This is a genomic window from Cupriavidus neocaledonicus (genome assembly GCF_000372525.1).
GTDB classification, from domain to species: domain Bacteria; phylum Pseudomonadota; class Gammaproteobacteria; order Burkholderiales; family Burkholderiaceae; genus Cupriavidus; species Cupriavidus neocaledonicus.
In genome coordinates this window covers 65,093-81,551 of record NZ_AQUR01000081.1, presented here as the reverse complement: position 1 = coordinate 81,551, position 16,459 = coordinate 65,093, and the positions used below count along the sequence as shown (strand labels likewise).

The window sequence follows — 16,459 nt, the reverse complement described above, 5'->3', positions numbered from 1 at the left end:
CATTGTCCGGTGAACGAAACAATCCAATGGAATGACTGGGAGGCGTTCTGCTGCGTGGTCGAGCAGGGCACGTTCACGGCCGCGGCGGAGCAGCTCGACTGTCCCAAGTCGCGCGTGTCGGCCGCGGTCGCGCGGCTGGAAACCGCGATCGGCGCCAAGCTGCTGGAGCGCACCACGCGCCGCATGCGCCTGACCGATGCGGGCAAGGCGGTCTATCGCGATGTCGCGCCGCTGTTCGCGCGGCTGCGCGAGATCCGCCAGGAAACGCTGGCGCGCGAAGAGCGCGTGCAGGGCGTGCTGCGCATCGCCACGCCTTATGAATTCGGCGCGCAGCAACTCGGCGGCGTGATCTGCCGCACGCTGGCGGCACACCCGGCGCTCGATGTGGCGGTGGAAATCACCCAGGGCCTGGTCGATCCGATCCGCGACGGCTTCGACGTCGCCTTTGTCATCGTCGACGCCGACCTGCCTGACTCCGGCACGGTGGCGCGCCGCATCTACCACGTCGAACGCGGCCTGTTCGCCGCGCCGGCGCTGGCGGCCAGCCTGCCGGCGCAGCTGCGCCCGGAAGACCTGGCCAATATGCCTACGCTGACCACGCCTGGCGACACCGTCTGGGAATTCACCCGCGACGACCAGACCGTATCGGTGCCGATCCGCCCGCGCATGCAGACCCACAACGCCGAACTGCGCCTGCAAGGCGCGCTGGCGGGGCTGGGTATCGCGCGGCTGTCGGTCATCTATTGCGAGGCCGAGGTCGCACAGGGGCGGCTGGTACGGGTTCTGCCCGACTATCCGCTGCCGCCGCTGCGCGTGTTCGCGCTGCTGCCCGACCGGCGCCTGCAGCCGCGCAAGGTACGCGCCTTCATGGAAGCGATCGAATCGATGATGGTGTCGGAACTGCCGCCGGAAGGGGATGCGGAGACGGCGCGGGACGCCGGCCTGGATGCCGCCGCGGACGGGCTGGCGCCGGGAGAGGCCCGCACGGCGGGTTGAGGGCGCAGCCGGTGAAGGCGTCGGGCCAGTCCTGCGCTCCGGCTCCGGTCAGTGCAGGCCGATGATGCCCGCGCCCAGCCGGGCAAGGACCATCAGCAGGATCTGCGCAATCACGAACAGCACCAGCGGCGAGATATCGAAGCCGCCCAGGCGCGGCACCACGCGCTGGATCGGGCGCAGCACCGGCGCGGTCAGGTGGTCGATGGCCGGGGTGATCGGCGAATGCGGGTTGACCCACGACAGGATCGCCATCAGCAGCGTGACCCACATCACCAGGCTGATGGACCACTTCAGCACATAGAGCACGGCGGTCAGCAGCATCGCGGGCACGAAGCCGGGCAGGTCGATGCCGCTGATCAGCGCGACCAAAGCCAGAAACACCACCGCGGTCAGCCACGCGGCCAGGATCGTGGCCCAGTCGATGCCGCCCACGCCCGGGATGATCCGGCGCAGCGGCCGCACCAGCCAGTCGGTGATCTGGAACACGCCCTGCGAGACCGGGTTGCGCGTGGGCAGCCGCGTCAGCTGCATCCAGACGCGCAGCAGCAGCGCCATGCCGAACAGGGTAAAGACGGTATCCAGCAGGAAGAGAGCGATTTCCGAGAACATCGGTGCGTTTTCCGGTGACGGGTGAAGGTGTCTGCAACCGCACAGATTCTGCCATAGCCGGGCGCGCGCCCGGCGCAAACCGGGATCGGCCGCCGGGGTGCCGCGCGGCCCCTATAATTGCGAGCGCCCCGCCCGGGGGCTCGTGCGGATTGCCGCGCCTTCCTTCCCTTTCGCGTTTTTTGCCGCCCATGCCCAGCAAGTCTGCCCCGTCGCCGCAACCCGCCCCGCTTACCAAGGCCGACTTCGAGGCACTGTCCGACTTCCGCTACCAGCTGCGCCGCTTCCTGCGGTTTTCGGAAGACGCGGCGCGCGAGGAAGGACTGACGGTGCAGCAGTATCTGCTGCTGCTGCATATCCGCGGCTGCGCCGACAAGGACTGGGCCTCGATCGGCGAACTGGCCGAGCGCCTGCAGGCCAAGCAGCACGGCGTGGTGGCGCTGGTCAATCGCTGCGAGGCCGCCGGGCTGGTCAAGCGGCGGCTCAACCCCGAAGACCGCCGCGTGGTGCAGGTGCACCTGACGGCCAAGGGCGAGCGCTACCTGAACCGGCTGGCGATGCTGCACCGGACCGAGCTGGAATCGCTGCGCGGTGCATTCCGCGTGGCCCGCATCACGCAGTTCAACGACGACGGCGCTGAGCGCGGCTGAGCGCGGCCAAGCCGGCATCGCCACCCGTTACAGGCGGTTACCAATCACAAGCTCCGGTGACACCCGCTGGCCGCCGGCGGCCCTAGACTCGCGCGCATTCCCCAACACGCGCAGCGCGCAGGAGTCCTGACATGTCCATCCCCTTTCGTTCGGTTGTGCTTGCGGTGCTTGGCGCCGGTGCGCTGGCCGGGTGTGCCACGCCGTATGGCTACGACAACGGCTATGGCGCGGGGTATGGCGGGGGCTACGGCGGCGGCTATGGCAACAGCAGCTATGGCAGCAACGGCTACGGCAGCGGCACCACCATCAGCGGTTACCCGCAGCAGGGCTATCCGCAACAAGGCTATCCGCAGCAGGACTACCCGCAGTCGTCGTATCCGCAGCAGCCGTATCCCCAGCCGTCGTACCAGGACGGCAGCTATGGCAACGGCTACGGCAACCAGGCCTACGGCGTGCGCTACGGCTGGGTCGAGGGTATCGAGGTGATGCCGGGCCAGCCGCCATCGACCAGCGGCGCGGGCGCCGTGGTGGGCGGCATCGTCGGCGGGCTGCTGGGCCACCAGGTGGGCGGCGGGCGCGGCAATACCGTGGCAACGATCGGCGGCGCCGTGGTGGGTGCGGTGGCAGGCAACGAGGTCGAGAAGCGCACCGGCACCAGTGCGCCGGCCTACCGCGTGCGCGTGCGCACCAGCGACAACGCCTACCTGACGCTGACCCAGTCCAACGCCTACCAGATGCGCATCGGCGACCGCGTCCGGATCGAGAACGGCGTGGCCGTGCCGTACTGAGCGGTCAGTCCGCGCCGGACCGCTGCGCGTAATCCTCGCGCGGCTGGCGCTTGAGCGGTTTGCCCGCGGTATTGCGCGGCAGGTCCGCGACGAACACGATGCGCTGGGGCACCTTGAACGGTGCAGCGTCCTGGCGCGCATGCGCGCTCAGCGCTTCCTCGGTTTGTTATGGTTGCGGTCCGGCAAGTCTTGAAGCCAGGCGCCGAGGACAAGGCGTGCCGGCTTGCCATGACAAGCCGGCGGCAGGGGCGGACTACAGCGATGCCGACAGGAACACCAGCGCGCGCCCGTGCGCCAGCGCGGCGCTGGGCTGGTGGTAGGAGCCGCGCGCCCAGCAGTTGAAACCGTGGTCGGCCTGCGGGTAGACGTGGATCTCGGTGGCGGGTTTGCCATCCATCGCTTCGCGTACGGCCTGTACGGCGTCGGGCGGGATATGCGGGTCAAGCGCGCCGTAGTGGAACTGCACCGGCACGCGGATGTTCGCGGCTTCCTGCAGCTGGTTCTGGATGCCGCCGCCGTAGTAGGGCACGGCCGCATCCACCAGCCCGCGCGCCGCGCTCAGGTACGACAGCAGGCCGCCGAAGCAGTAGCCCACCGCGGCGACCTTGCCGGCACCGGTGTGCTGGCGCAGCACCTGCACCGTGGCGGCGATATCGTCGAGCGTGGCGGCGATGTCCACGGCCTTGCGCAAGGCCATGGCGCGCGCCATGTCGTCGCCCTCGTAGCCGAGCTGCACGCGCGGGGCCTGGCGCCAGAACACGTCCGGCGCCAGCACGGCATAGCCGTCGGCGGCGTACTGGTCGGCCACCGCGCGGATATGCTCGTTCACGCCGAAGATTTCCTGCAGCAGCACGATGCCCGGCGCGCCGGGCTGCACGCCCCCCGGCGGCAGGCTCAGGTAGGCATCGAAACTGCCCGCGGCGGTGTCGACGCGGATCCATTGGCTGTCGGGAATGGCTGTCATGGCGAAGGGTTCTCCGGAAAGGGCTTGGCAGGGGTTGCCGCAATGTCAGCCCGCCAGTGTGCCACCGCGCGCCGCATCGTGCAGCAGGGCCTTGCTTCAGTACGCGCGCGACTGCCGGTAGCGCGTGTGCCAGTTGTCGGTATAGGCCTTGACCACCGCCGCGTCGCCGCGGATGAGCATGCCGTTCTCGGCATTGCGTTCCTGCGCCGACTTGGTGAAGTTGAAGGAGCCGGTGAACACCGCCTGGTCGTCGAACACCATCACCTTGTTATGGGCGATCGCGGGCTTGTTGTCGATCACCACCGGCACGCCGGCGTGCTTGAGGAAGGTGGCGCTGGTATAGCGCTCGCTCTGCTGGCTCTTGTCCAGGATCACGCGCACGTCGACGCCGCGCCGGTGCGCCTGCGCCACGGCCTCGGCAATCGGCGCGCTGGTGAACGAATAGGCCTGGATCAGCAGGCGCTGGCGCGTGCTGCGAATGGCATTGATCAGCAGCGCCTGGCAACTCGCGCCATCCGGCACGAAGCACAGCGTGTAGCCGCTGCCATCGGCAAAGGGTTTGGTCGGCATCGGCCGGGCGTCGGGCGGCTGGGCCGGTTGCGCGGGCTTGCCGGTGCGGGACGGGAAGTGATTGGCGACGGCCTCGTTGAAGGTCTCGCTGATGCTGTTGGCGATGGTCTCGGACACCTGGTCGAAGGCCGATGCCGAACGGGCGTGCGCCAGCAGCGCGAAGGGACTGAATGAAGTGAAGGCCGACACGGCGGTGGCCAGGCCCAGGCCCAGCACGGCCCGGCGAATAAAGCGATAAGTCACGGCGGATCTTGGCGTCGGTGAAGGACAGCGTGCGCGCGCCGCGCGCCGCACCTGTCCGGGGCGGGAACGCAGCGTAGCAGCCGGATACGCCACTGGCAAAGCGGGATTGTGTAACAGGATCTGTGGCGCTTACGGCGTGCCGCGGCGGCCTTGGGACTATCCGCGGCCGGCGCCTATGATGGAGGCAACCCCTGCGGCGGCGGCCGCCAAGGAGAGGCAATGACCAACCACACCTACAAGCTGGTCGAGATCGTCGGCTCCTCGCCCGACGGCTGCGACCAGGCCATCCAGAGCGCCATCGCCAAGGCTGGCGAGACCATCAAGAACATCGACTGGTTCGAAGTGGTGGAAACGCGCGGCCATATCCAGAACGGCAAGATCGCGCACTACCAGGTCACGTTGAAGGTGGGCTTCCGCGTGACCTGAGTCCACGCTGCGGTCAGACGGGGGCAGCAGCAGGCGGTATCCGCTGCGCGGCCTCGCTGGCATGCGCGTACAGGCGCTGCAGCGCCGGCTGCGGCGCGTCGCGCAGGAACGCGAGCATCTTGTCGATAAAGGGCCCGGTGGCGGTCTGCGGCACCCGCCTTATCCATTGCCGCGCTTCCGCTTCGCGGCCCGCCAGCGCCAGCATGCGCGCGTAGTTGAACTGGCCGCGGAAGTCGCCGCCTTCGGCCGCGTCGCGGTAGTACACGGTTGCGCGCGCCGGGTCCTGTGCCACTTCCCAGCCGTCTTCATGGAAGCCGCCGAGGATATTGAGCGATTTGGCATGGCCCAGCGCCGCCGCGCGCTGGTACCAGCCGAGCGCGGCGCGCCGGTCCGCGGCGATGCCGCGGCCCAGCACCAGCGCCGTGGCCAGGTTGTACATGCCCCAGTCCGAGCCGCGCTCGGCCGCCAGCGTGTACCAGTGCGCGGCGGCGCGGTGGTCCGGCGCGGTGCCCCAGCCGTTCTCGTAGCAGCGGCCGGCCAGGTTGACCGCGCCCGCGTGGCCGGCGTGCGCGGCGTGCTTGAACCAGGCGAAGGCCCGCACCGGGTCGCGCGCGACGCCATGGCCGGCCAGGAACCACTGGCCCAGCACCATCTGCGCGTCGAGGTGGCCCGCCACCGCGGCGCCGCCCAGCCACGGCAGCGCCAGCTGTGGCGGGCCGGTCAGCTTGTCGCGCAGCGCGGCGGGACCGAGCTGTTCCAGTTCGACCGGCGTGGCGACGCGAAAGGGCAGGGTATCCATACAAGGGGCTTCGGTTGAAAGGCAAAGCGGCACGCGGCCGGAGCCGGCCGCGTGCCGCGTGGTGTGGCCTGGGCGGCCACGGCGCTCAGTAGCGCAGGTTCAGGTTCAGCACCGCGGTGCGGCCCGAGGCCACCGTCGCATAGTGCGAGGTATAGGCCTGGCTGTAGTAGGTCTTGTCGGTCAGGTTCTGCACGTTCAGCTGCAGCGCCACGTATTTGTTGATGCGGTAGGCGGCCATCGCATCGAAGCGCCAGTACGGCGGCACCCACTTGTTGGTGCCCTGGTTGCCCCAGATCTTCGACACGTAGTAAGCGCCGCCGCCGATGGTCAGGTTGGGCAGCAGCTGGTAAGTGGTCCACAGGCTGAAGCTGTCTTCCGGCGTATTCGGGAACGCCTGGCCGTTGGTCTGGCCGAAGGCCGAGCCGGCGCCGCCGTTGTTGCGCAGCTCGCTCTTCAGATGGGTGTAGCCGCCGAACATGGCCCACTTCTCGGTCAGGTTGCCGGAGAAGCCCAGCTCGAAGCCGTCCACGCGCTTGTTGCCGGCCATGGCCGCGGTGCCGTCCTGCTGCACGATGCGCGCATTGGTGGTCTCGATGCGGAAGATTGCCGCGGTCAGGGCCAGGCGGTTCTTCAGCACGTCCCACTTGGTGCCCAGTTCGAATGAGCGGTTCTTTTCCGGCGCGAGCTGGTCGCCGCGGTTGCCGCTGCGGTCCGGGGCCAGGCCGTTGGGGTCCGAGCCCTGCGCCAGGAACGCGCCCGCGGGGGTCGACGAAGTGCCGTACGACACGTAGAAGCTGGCGTTCTCCACCGGCTTGTACACCACGCCCAGCTGGTAGTTGAACAGGTTGTCGTCGCGCGAGTATTCCGCGCGCGAGCCATTGGCCGCGCGCGCCGCGGTGAAGCGCGAACGGTAGCTGTCGAAGCGCACGCCGCCGTTGACGATCCACTGCTTGGTCAGCTCGACCGAGTCGAACAGGTACACCGACGCCGTATTGGTCCTGGCGTTGGTGGGGTTGTTGGCGCGCGCGATGCTGCCGGCCCACGGGTCGTTGGGATTGGGGTTGAGCAGCGTGGTGCAGTTGTAGCCGCCGGCCGCGCCCGCGCCGTTGGGGCAATTGCTGTTGCCGGTGTCGACGTTGTAGCTGTCGTTCTCGCTCTTTTCCTGCGAGAACTCCACGCCGAACACGTACTTGTGCTTGATCGCGCCGGTCAGGAACTCGCCCGACAGGTCGGTCTGGTTGGCCACCGTGCGCGCGGTGGAATAGCGCGTGTTCACGCGCCGCCAGAGCAGGTCGTAGTAGATGTTGCCCTTGCTGTCGTCAGGCTGCGTGTAGATGTAGTCCTGGCTGGTGCGCGACAAGCGGGTCTGGTTGCGGAACTTCAGCGCCGGCGAAAAATCGTGCTCGAAGCGGATCGTGCCCATGTCGGCCTGGTCCTTGCGGAAGTCGCGGTCGAGCAGGCCGTAGTAAGTGCTGCGCGGCACGTTGACCGGCGAGCCGTCGCCGGCCTGGCGCGTGCGCGGCCGGCCATCGCGGCGCGCGGTGAAGGCCGGGTTGTTGTACGGGATGCCGACGTCGGGGATGTCGTCGGTCTGCATGTGGTAGTACGACAGCGTCAGGCGCGTGTCGGTGCCCAGGCCGAACGCCACCGACGGCGCCACGCCCCAGCGCTTCTGGTGCACGGCATCGCGCCCGGCGACGTCCTGGTCGTGGAACATCGCATTGAGGCGGAACGCCGCGTGGTCGGCGAACTGCCAGTTGCCGTCGGCGGTGCCGCGCACGTACTGCGCGTTGCCGAAGCCGAGATTGCCTTCGGCAAAGTTGCCCAGCCTGGGCGCCTTGCTGGTGATATTGATGCTGCCGCCGGCGGAGCCGCGGCCGTCGTAGGCGCCGGCCGGGCCCTTGGTCACTTCGACGTTCTCGACGTTGAACAGCTCGCGCGACTGCGCGCCGATATCGCGGAACCCGTCGAGGAAGGTGCTGGCCTGCGCGTCATAGCCGCGGATAAACGGCCGGTCGCCGACCGGGTTTCCGCCCTCGCCTGCGCCAAACGCGATGCCCGGCACCGTGCGCAGCACGTCGGTCAGCGTGGTCGAGCCAGTGCTCTGGATCACTTCCTGCGGAATCACCGTGATCGAGCGCGGCGTATCGCGCAGCGGCTCGGGATTCTTGATCGACGACGAGCTTTCCGCCTTGAAACCGCTGTCGCCGGTGACCGTTACCTGCGGCAGGTTGACCGGCTTGGGCGCCTCTTGCGCGGCGACCGGTGCCGCGGCAACCGCTGCGCCGACCATGCCGGTCAAGCGCGGCATGGCGCCCAGCCTGCCGTGGCTCTTTCTCGTTATGACTGCCGAATGCTGCACTTTGCCCTCTTTATTAGCGAACAGAAATGGTAATGAGAGGTATTATCATTTAGTGATGGTTGACTGGTCAAGATTGAGCCGCGTTACCCTGCTTGTTGAACGTCAACAGTGTTGCGAAATGGCGCCACCGCCAGCGCGGCCCGCATGTTGCGGTCGTCGCAAAAAAATCGGCCGGCGCTGAACTTGCCGCCGGCCGTGCAGGGAACCTTGGAAAGGCGAGGACTCAGTCGAACTGGTAGGAATAGATCATGTTGATGCGGGGCGAGCGGCGGCTGGCATTGGTCGGCTTGTCCCCGACCGGCTGCGCCAGCGACAGGTCCAGCGTGTAGTAGCGTCGGTCCGAGAAGCGCGCGCCGAGCGCCACCGACGACAGGCTGCGGTGCGACAGCGACACGCTGTTCGAATACACGCGCGCCACGTCGGCCAAAACATAGGGCTGGATCGTGCGCAGATAGGTCAGGTCCGGCAGGAACAGCCGGCTGATCTCCGCCGACGCGCCCCAACCCTTGTCGCCCGCGACTTCGCCGGCGGGGTAGCCCAGGCCGAAGAAGCGTCCGCCAAAGCTGATCTGCTCGCCCGAGGCGAGCCGGTCGCCGCTGTACTGGCCGGCGGCGGCCAGGGTCAGGCCAAAGCCCGCCGGCAGGTCCTTCGATTGCGACAGCAGCAGCCGCGTGCGCAAGAAGCTCAGGTCGTTGTTGTTGTTCTGGCGGCTCGCGCCCAGCGCATCGAAGCCCTTGTACAGGCCCAGCGTGGCGTTGCGGCTGACGCCTTCGCCGCGTTGCAGGTAGGTCAGCTCCGCCGTGGCCACGCGCACGTTGGTGCCGAGCGTGACGCGCGTGCCGGTGGCGGTGTGGGTATAGCGCTCGAACTGGTCGGCGCCGTAGACGCCGCCGGTCAGTGTCAGCGTATGCGCGTTGGACAGCAGCAGCGGATAGCTCAGGGTGCCGCCGATGCGCCTGGTGTCGTTGACATAGCGCGGGTTGAAGCCGATCGGCGCCAGCGTCGCGTTCTGCGGCACGCCGCGGTAGTGCGAGGCGTTGAGCCGCGCCACCATGCCTTCGGTGCCGAGCGGCTGCGCATAGCTGGCGGCGTAGTATTCCTCGCTGTCGCGGCCCTTGGGAAACAGCGCCGACACCGAGACCTGCTCGCCCAGCGGCGTCAGGCTGTTGGTGGTGGCCGTGGCGATGGCGCGCAGGCCCGGCGACATGTATTCGATGCCGGTGCCGAACGTGAAGGGCTTGCGCTTGACCTCGAGCACCATCTCGCAGGCGCCGTCGGTGGTGGTGGGCGGCTGCACCGTGGCCGCCACCTGCAGCCCGGGCTGCAGCGCCAGCGCGTTGACGTAGTGCTCGAAGCGGTCCTGGCGCAGCGGGCGGTCCTGCTGCAGTTTCTCGGCGATGGCGCGCAGGCGGCGCTCGGCCGGGCCCGCCTTGCCGGTCACGGTCACCTTGGCGACGTAGCCTTCGACCACCGTGATCAGCACATCGCCATTGGCAAAGTCCTGCGCCGGCACGAACGCGAACGACAGCGGGTAGCCGCGCGCCTTGTACATCTGCGTCACCGCATTGGCGGCTTCGAGCAGCTGCGCCACCGTGACCTCGCGATTGGCCAGCGGCTGGAACTGCGCGGCCACTTCCTCGAACGGCAGCGTCTTCGCGCCTTCGATGCGAAAGCGCCGCGGCGTCAGGCGCGCGTTGAGCAGGTCCTGCATGGCGGGCTGCGGCCGCTCGACCTGCACGGTCACGCGGCTGTCGGGCCGGGCCGGGGCAATCTTGGGAAGCGTCTGGGTCGGATCGCCCTGGACCGGGCTGCGCGGATCGGCCTGGACCAGGCCGTGATGGAACGCGCCGACGCCGACCAGCAGCGCGGCAACGCGATGACGTGCACGCATGGCAAAACCCCTGTAAGAAACACTGCGGCTATTGACGTCGCGTGCCACGGGCGTGGGGGCTGCCGCTACCCCCGGGCGCCTGCTGGCCGATACTGCCGGTCCAGCGCGTGGCCGCTACGTTGAATCAGGTGAGCACCGCCGCCCGCGATCACGCGCTCACGCGATCGCCGGGCAGCGGCCAAGGCAGGATTACTTCTGGCCGAGCCCGCCGGTCAGGCCGCCGAGCAGGCCGCCGACCAGGCCACCGACGGGCCCGGTGGTCGAGCCCTTGGTAGTGCTGCCCGCGGTGGTGGTGGCGCCGCCGGTCACGGCGGAGACGACATTGGTGACCGGTGCCAGCGGGCTGGTGGCGCCGGTGCCCGCGGTTGCGCCGCCAACGCTGCCGACCACGCCATTCACTACGCCGCTCACCGCGCCGGTGACCGGTGCCAGCGGCGTGCTGGCCGTGGCGGAGGCGAGGCCGCCGGTGACGGTGCTGACCAGGCCGGTGACGGGCGCCAGCGGCGAACCACCGGTACCGCCAGTGGCGCTGCCCAGCCCGCCCACCGCGCCACTGACCAGCGACGTGACCGGAGCCAGCGGCGTGTTGGCGGTGGCGGCGGTCAGCCCTCCGGTGACGCTGCCGACCAGGCCGGTGACAGGCGCCAGCGGCGAACCCGTGCCGCCAGCGCCTGCCCCGCCTGCCAGCCCCCCGGCCAGCGTGGTAACCGGTGCCAGTACCGGACCCAGCGCGCCCAGCCCCCCGCCGCTGGCAGGGCCGTTCACCGCGCCGCCGAGCGAGGCCACCGTGGTGCCGGTGGCGTTCACCACGCCGCCGACGCCCGCGACCCCCGGCGTGTTGGTTTGTTGCAGCTTGCCGCCTGCGGTGGCCAGCGCGCCGCCCACGGTGGCCAGCAGGCTGCTGGCCGGGGCGCCCAGGCCGGTGGCCGCGCCCAGTGACTGCGTGGTGCTGGTCAGTTGCGAGGTGATCGGCACGATCAGCTTGCTGGTGGTGATGGTCACCTGCTCGACCGCACCGCTCGACAACACCGAGGTCAGCGTCCCGCCGGTGTTGCTCACGGTATTGCCAAGCGTGCCGACCACCGCGCCCAGCGGCGAAGTCAGCGGCGCCAGCGGTGCCAGCTGGCCGGTGCCCAGGCCGCTCACCGCGGTGCCGGCGCTGGTCACCGCCTTGCCCAGTTCGGTCACGACATTGCCGGTGCTGGCGACGGTGGTGCCGACCGGGTTGGTTGAATTGGGCATGCTGCCCAGCCCGGATTGCAGGCCAGTGGCCAGCGCGCCGACGGCATCGCCGGTCGCCGCGACCACGCCGCCCAGCCCGCTTTGGGTCTGGCCCGGCACCAGCGGCAGGGTGGCGTTGCCAAGCTGGTTGCCGAGGTCGCTGACGGTGCTGCCCGTATTGCCCAGCACCGTGCCGGCGTTGTTGATCACCGTGGCGGTCGGGGTCAGCGCGGTGGGGGTCTCGCCACCGCCGGTATTGCCGCCAGTGTCGCCGCCATTGCCACCGCCCGTGCCGCCGCTGCCGCCGCCGCTGCCGCCCGTGCCTCCGTTACCGCCACCGGCCAGGTCGGTGCCGCCACCGGTTCCGCCGGTGCCGCCAGTGCCTCCATTCGTGCCGCCCTTGGTCCCGCCATTGGTCCCGCCATTTGTCCCCGCGGTATCGCTGGTGCCCATCGAGGTCGAGCCGCTGCCGCTGGCGCAGCCACCCAGGGCCAGCAGGGTTGCGAGGAGTGCCGTTGCGGCGAGTTGTTGTTTGCGCATGATCTGTTCCTTCATTCCCGTCGTTTCAATCGCTCGGCCGCGCAACGCGTTTGTCTGCTGCGTGCGGCGGTGACGGTGATGGCGCAATCGGTATGCCAGCGCTTTGGCGTGCTACCGCACAGACCCCGCCGAAGTCGGGTATGGCACCCGCCAGCCCTTGCGGCATGCGGCCTGCGCGGTGTCGGCGCAAGGCGCCGCGAGACCTGGCGGCGCATTGGCGCAGAGGGAGGCGCGCGTTACGCGTTACGTAACGTGTGTCGTGCCCGGGGAACAAAACAGCGCGGGCAAGGCGGCGCTCAGCCTGCGATCGCGGGCCCGCCGCGCCGGCACTGCGTGTTCCCGCATGCCCGGAACACGTTACGTAGCACGTAACACGTCAAGCCCCTGCCGCGATGCTGCGCACGCAGGCTGCGCCGCTAACGCGCGTCACCCTGCAAGCCGCGCCGCGCAAGGCATGCAGGCGGCCCGCGGGTCTGCGCGCCAGCCCACCTTGCCGCGCTGGCACGCGCTTTGCCATTTGCTCTGCCGACGCGCCCACGATTTCGCGTTCCACCGTGACGCCATGACAGATGGGGATGGCAGGCAGGTCGAACAAAGCGGGACAACAGCGAGCGCTCGTCGGCATTCCATGCGGCGGTTCACAAGAAAAGACGGCCCGGCAGCGCCGTGGCCAACCAGACAGGAGAAGGACAATGAAGACCAAGCATCCGGCACCGCTTTCCATGACCTCGCTGGCCGCGGCCGGCATGGCCGCCCTGGCCCTGCTGATGGCGGGCTGCTCCTCGAGCGGCGGCGGCAGCGGCGCCAATCCGAAGCCCAGCGGCGGCGGCGCCGATACGCCGGTCACGCCGCCGCCGCCGGCCGCCGCGCAGACCACGCCGACCGCCAAGGCCACCGAAGGCGTGGGCAACACCGTGGTGTCGGCCGGCAACGCCGTCAGCGAGATCGGCAAGTCGATCCAGGACGCACCGCTGCCGCTGCTGCCCACCGATGCACGCAAGGGCGCGGGTGGCGTGGTGGTCAATGCGGGCGAAGCGGTCGGCGCGCTCGGCGCCGGCGTGCGCGACGGGCTCGGGCAGATGGGCTCGGTCGACAACCCGCTGGGCGTGACCGTGTCCAGCTCCGGCAACGTGGTGCGCGAGGTCGGCGACGCCGTGGTCAACGGCGGCGCGCTGGTGCAGGGCCTCGGCACCGAGAAGCTGGCGCCGCTGGCACCGCTGACCACGCCGGTGGGCGGCCTGGTCGCAAAGGTCGGCACGGTGGTGCAGGGTGGCGGCGACAAGCTGCAGACGGTGCTGGCCGATGGCGCCGTCGCGCAGGTCACCAATTCGCTCAGCAAGGTCATCGTGCCGCTGACCAGCAAGGTCACGGATGGCACGCAGACGCTGGGCGCGACCACGCGCCTGGGCGGACCGGCCGACGGTCTGCTCTACAAGGTCGGCAATACGGTGGCCACCGGCGGCAGCATGCTCAGCCAAACGCAGGCGCCGGTGGTCGCGCCGCTCGGCGGCGTGGTGACAGAGGCCGGCAAGACCGTTGCCGCGGTCGGCGTGCTGGTCAACGGCAACGGCCAGGGCGGCGATGGCAATGCGCTCGGCGGCCTGCTCGGCAGCCTGCCGCTGGTCAAGCCGGGTAGCGGCGACGGCGGTGCCGTTAGCGGCGGCGCGCCGGGGCCGGTCGGTGCGCTGCTGGCGCCGGTCACGGGCCTGGTCGGCGGCATCAAGAGCGGTGTCGGCGGCAGCGTTGGCGGCGCAGGCGGAGGCGACAGCAAGCCGCAGCTGCCGATCCTGGGCGGACTGCTCCACTGAAATGTCTCAACCCGCATAGGTGTTTTCACGGTGCGCTGTCGCTCATCACCCCGTCGCAGCGCATCTTTTTATTCCTGCTGGCCGCGCGGCTGAAAATGCCTGCATGGCCAATGGGCGGGCCGGTTTGCGCCGGCCCGCCGGCTTCATTTGCAGGCTGCCGGCCTGCGCGTTTCAAACGCGTGCCTTAACCCCTTCGGGTCATTACTATCACCCGAGGGAGGGGTATGGTTGAGACATACCATGTCTTATAAAAAAGGCGCAGCAAGCGTGAATGGTCGATAAAAGAGCGGGCCACAGAGCACCGTGATAATCGAACGGGGGAAGCGTGATCGCGGCATCAGATCACTCGGGAGTGTCAACAAATTATGAAACGACTCATTGCACGCTTTATCAAAGATGAGCGCGGGGCAACCGCTATTGAATATGGGCTGATTGCGGGACTCGTTGCCCTCGCAGTCGCCGCAGGCGCCACCCAACTTGGCACTAACCTCAGCGATGGCTTTAAGAGCCTTGGTGAAAAGGTAGTGACCATGCTTGGCAAGCCAACCACGTAAGGCGCCGTGATTGCCGCGCTCCTCTGCGCGGCGACCCTCTACACAGACTTCGCTTACCGGCGGGTTCCGAACCTCCTGCTGGCGATCGCCGTGATGGCCCTCGGGCTGGCGCTGCTCGCCGGACAGGCCGCGGAACCGCCGCTGGCCGCGCGCCTGACCGGCGCGGGGCTGGGTCTTGCCGTCACCTTGCCGGTCTACGCCCTCGGGCGCATGGCCGCGGGCGATGTCAAGTTCCTGACGGTGGCGGGGTTGTTCACTGGTCCGCAAGGGCTGGTGGTGGCATGGGTCGTCGGCAGCCTGCTCGGGCTGGTGCACGCGCTGCTGGCGCTGGCACTGGCGCGCCGCACGCCGGCCGCGGATCACGCTTTGCATTCCCAGGACCCACCCCTTCCAACGGCGCAGTTTTCGCCGGCGCGCGGCATCCCGTATGCGGCGTACCTGGCCGTGGGAGTGCTGGCCTGGATGGCTGCGGGCCAATAGCCGGAATGGCTTGAGGCCGGCAGGCCGCGCCGCCGGTCGGCGCGGCGGAACACCAAGAGACCGGGGTTTCAGATGTGGTTGTACGCAAGGGTCAACAGGACAATCAGCCGGCGCCGCCACGGTGCGGGCAGCGCCGCGATCGAATTTGCGATCGTGGCGCCGGTGCTGGTCACCATCGTGATCGGCATCGTCTACTACGGCGTAATGCTGGCGCTGCAGCAGGTGCTGACGCTGGCCGCCGAGGAAGGCGCGCGCGCCGCGCTGCGCTATCCCGCAGGCGTGGCCGGCACCGGCCTCGCCGCCACGCAGCAGGCACGAGTCAACGCCGCGGCCGCGATGGCGCGCGGCACCCTTCCCGCTTCGCTGCGCGACCTGATTCCCGCCGCCGGCGTGGCTGCGGCCGTGCCATGCGCAACCGGCTCGGCCGACGTCTGCGTACAGGTCACGCTGACCCTGTCCACCACCAGCATCATGCCCGCGGTGCCGATGGTGCCGCTGCCGGCATCGCTGTCGGGCTCGGCCATGGTCCAGCTCTCTCCCGACATCTGATGCGCATGACGAATCGCCCCATGCCCGAAACAAGGACTTCCGCATGACCAGCAAGCAGATCCGATTACTGGCCGTGGTGCTGCTTGGCCTGGCCTTGCTGCTGGCAATGCTGGCGTGGCAGGTGGGACGCCAGCCGGCCCAGCCCGCGGCATCGGCCGGCGCCAGGCCGCTGCATCCGGTGGTGGTCACCACGCGCCCGGCGGAAGCCGGCAAGCCGCTCGATGCCGAGGCGCTCAAGGTGGAGATGCTGCCGATCGATCCCGCCGGCGCCTACCGCGACGTGGCGCGCGTGACCGGGCAGGTGCCGCTGGTGGCGCTGGGCGCCAACGTGCCGGTGCTGGAAAGCCAGCTGCTGTCCGGCCTGGCCGCGCAGGTGCCGGAAGGCGAGCGCGCGGTGGCGGTGTCGGTCGATGAAGTCATCGGCGTCGGCAACCAAGTGCAGCCGGGCGACTATGTCGATGTATTCCTGGTGCTGCGGCGCGACCAGCAGGAAATCCCCGACAGCCAGGCGCGCATGCTGCTGTCGCGCCTGCGTGTGCTGGCCTACGGCGTGGCCTCGGTCAACCGGCCGCAGGCGGCCAAGCCGGAACAGATGATGGCGCGCCAGGAAGGCGCCAAGACCGCGGTGCTGTCGGTACCGCTGGAACAGGTCAGCCGGCTGGCGATGGCGCAGCACTCCGGGCGCCTGATGCTGGCGCTGCGCAATCCGCAAGACCCGGCCATGCCGAGCGACGGTATGTTTGCCGAGCTGCCGCCCGCATTGGCCGCGCGCGCCGGCGTTCCCGCCGACGCAGCGCGCGCCGCCACCGACAAGGCCACCGCCGGCGTGCTGCTGTCCGGGCTGGCTGCCACCAGCGGCGGGCCGGCTGCGCGCGCACCGGCGGCAGCGCCGGCGCCGCGGCCGCTGCAGGTTGCCGCGCAGCCCGCGCCGGCGCAAGTCAGGGAACGCGCCGGCGTGGAAGTGATCCGCGCCGGCAAGCGCGACATCGAATAAGAACGTGGGCGCCCATCG

General features: G+C 69.4%; 17 protein-coding genes. 9 read left to right on the top strand and 8 right to left on the bottom strand.

Annotated features, from left to right (window positions below):
* Positions 1-9: 9 nt before the first annotated feature.
* Positions 10-996 carry a LysR family transcriptional regulator gene (locus A3AG_RS0107270; protein ID WP_018004783.1) on the top strand — a complete coding sequence of 329 codons (987 nt, stop codon included), beginning with the start codon at positions 10-12 and terminating at the stop codon, positions 994-996.
* 48 nt (positions 997-1,044) lie between these two features.
* Here the strand turns inward: A3AG_RS0107270 and A3AG_RS0107265 are convergent, their stop codons facing one another.
* Complete coding sequence (locus tag A3AG_RS0107265) at positions 1,045-1,605, bottom strand: YggT family protein (RefSeq protein ID WP_018004782.1); 561 nt, start codon at positions 1,603-1,605, stop codon at positions 1,045-1,047.
* A 188-nt stretch (positions 1,606-1,793) separates the two neighbouring features.
* On the opposite strand from A3AG_RS0107265, the gene A3AG_RS0107260 reads away from it, so the two are divergent.
* The gene (locus A3AG_RS0107260) at positions 1,794-2,252 is read left to right on the top strand and encodes a MarR family winged helix-turn-helix transcriptional regulator (RefSeq protein ID WP_018004781.1); all 459 of its coding nucleotides are present in this window, start codon (positions 1,794-1,796) and stop codon (positions 2,250-2,252) included.
* Positions 2,253-2,383: 131 nt separating this feature from the next.
* Positions 2,384-3,040 carry a glycine zipper 2TM domain-containing protein gene (locus A3AG_RS0107255; protein ID WP_018004780.1) on the top strand — a complete coding sequence of 219 codons (657 nt, stop codon included), beginning with the start codon at positions 2,384-2,386 and terminating at the stop codon, positions 3,038-3,040.
* Positions 3,041-3,044: 4 nt separating this feature from the next.
* Here the strand turns inward: A3AG_RS0107255 and A3AG_RS33245 are convergent, their stop codons facing one another.
* The 3 genes from A3AG_RS33245 to A3AG_RS0107240 form a co-directional block, all read right to left on the bottom strand.
* Positions 3,045-3,191: a hypothetical protein gene (locus A3AG_RS33245; RefSeq protein ID WP_276307885.1), complete on the bottom strand. Its 147-nt coding sequence runs from the start codon at positions 3,189-3,191 to the stop codon at positions 3,045-3,047.
* Between the two features lie 102 nt (positions 3,192-3,293).
* A complete protein-coding gene (locus A3AG_RS0107245) occupies positions 3,294-4,004 on the bottom strand; it encodes a dienelactone hydrolase family protein (RefSeq protein ID WP_018004778.1) in 711 nt (236 codons plus the stop codon).
* A gap of 96 nt (positions 4,005-4,100) precedes the next feature.
* Positions 4,101-4,817, bottom strand: a complete 717-nt coding sequence (locus A3AG_RS0107240; RefSeq protein ID WP_240619807.1) for a phospholipase D family nuclease — start codon at positions 4,815-4,817, stop codon at positions 4,101-4,103.
* A 219-nt stretch (positions 4,818-5,036) separates the two neighbouring features.
* Between A3AG_RS0107240 and A3AG_RS0107235 the strand changes: the two genes are divergently transcribed.
* On the top strand, positions 5,037-5,243 hold the full coding sequence (locus tag A3AG_RS0107235; protein WP_018004776.1) for a dodecin: 207 nt from the start codon (positions 5,037-5,039) through the stop codon (positions 5,241-5,243).
* Between the two features lie 13 nt (positions 5,244-5,256).
* Here A3AG_RS0107235 and A3AG_RS0107230 read toward each other — a convergent pair whose 3' ends face one another.
* From A3AG_RS0107230 to A3AG_RS0107215, 4 genes are all read right to left on the bottom strand, one after another.
* Positions 5,257-6,042, bottom strand: coding sequence for a tetratricopeptide repeat protein (locus A3AG_RS0107230; RefSeq protein WP_018004775.1), 786 nt, complete (start codon positions 6,040-6,042; stop codon positions 5,257-5,259).
* Positions 6,043-6,127: 85 nt separating this feature from the next.
* Positions 6,128-8,353, bottom strand: coding sequence for a TonB-dependent receptor (locus tag A3AG_RS0107225; protein WP_018004774.1), 2,226 nt, complete (start codon positions 8,351-8,353; stop codon positions 6,128-6,130).
* 274 nt (positions 8,354-8,627) lie between these two features.
* Positions 8,628-10,295, bottom strand: coding sequence for a ShlB/FhaC/HecB family hemolysin secretion/activation protein (locus A3AG_RS0107220; protein WP_018004773.1), 1,668 nt, complete (start codon positions 10,293-10,295; stop codon positions 8,628-8,630).
* 189 nt (positions 10,296-10,484) lie between these two features.
* On the bottom strand, positions 10,485-12,056 hold the full coding sequence (locus A3AG_RS0107215; protein ID WP_026164015.1) for a collagen-like triple helix repeat-containing protein: 1,572 nt from the start codon (positions 12,054-12,056) through the stop codon (positions 10,485-10,487).
* Between the two features lie 692 nt (positions 12,057-12,748).
* Between A3AG_RS0107215 and A3AG_RS0107210 the strand changes: the two genes are divergently transcribed.
* The 5 genes from A3AG_RS0107210 (at position 12,749) to cpaB (ending at position 16,441) form a co-directional block, all read left to right on the top strand.
* Positions 12,749-13,864: a collagen-like triple helix repeat-containing protein gene (locus A3AG_RS0107210; protein ID WP_018004771.1), complete on the top strand. Its 1,116-nt coding sequence runs from the start codon at positions 12,749-12,751 to the stop codon at positions 13,862-13,864.
* Positions 13,865-14,229: 365 nt separating this feature from the next.
* Positions 14,230-14,418, top strand: a complete 189-nt coding sequence (locus A3AG_RS33240; RefSeq protein ID WP_018004770.1) for a Flp family type IVb pilin — start codon at positions 14,230-14,232, stop codon at positions 14,416-14,418.
* A gap of 6 nt (positions 14,419-14,424) precedes the next feature.
* Positions 14,425-14,898, top strand: coding sequence for an A24 family peptidase (locus A3AG_RS0107200; protein WP_018004769.1), 474 nt, complete (start codon positions 14,425-14,427; stop codon positions 14,896-14,898).
* A 72-nt stretch (positions 14,899-14,970) separates the two neighbouring features.
* Positions 14,971-15,447: a TadE/TadG family type IV pilus assembly protein gene (locus A3AG_RS0107195; protein ID WP_018004768.1), complete on the top strand. Its 477-nt coding sequence runs from the start codon at positions 14,971-14,973 to the stop codon at positions 15,445-15,447.
* Positions 15,448-15,490: 43 nt separating this feature from the next.
* Positions 15,491-16,441: a Flp pilus assembly protein CpaB gene (gene cpaB, locus A3AG_RS0107190; protein ID WP_018004767.1), complete on the top strand. Its 951-nt coding sequence runs from the start codon at positions 15,491-15,493 to the stop codon at positions 16,439-16,441.
* The last annotated feature ends 18 nt before the right edge of the window (positions 16,442-16,459 follow it).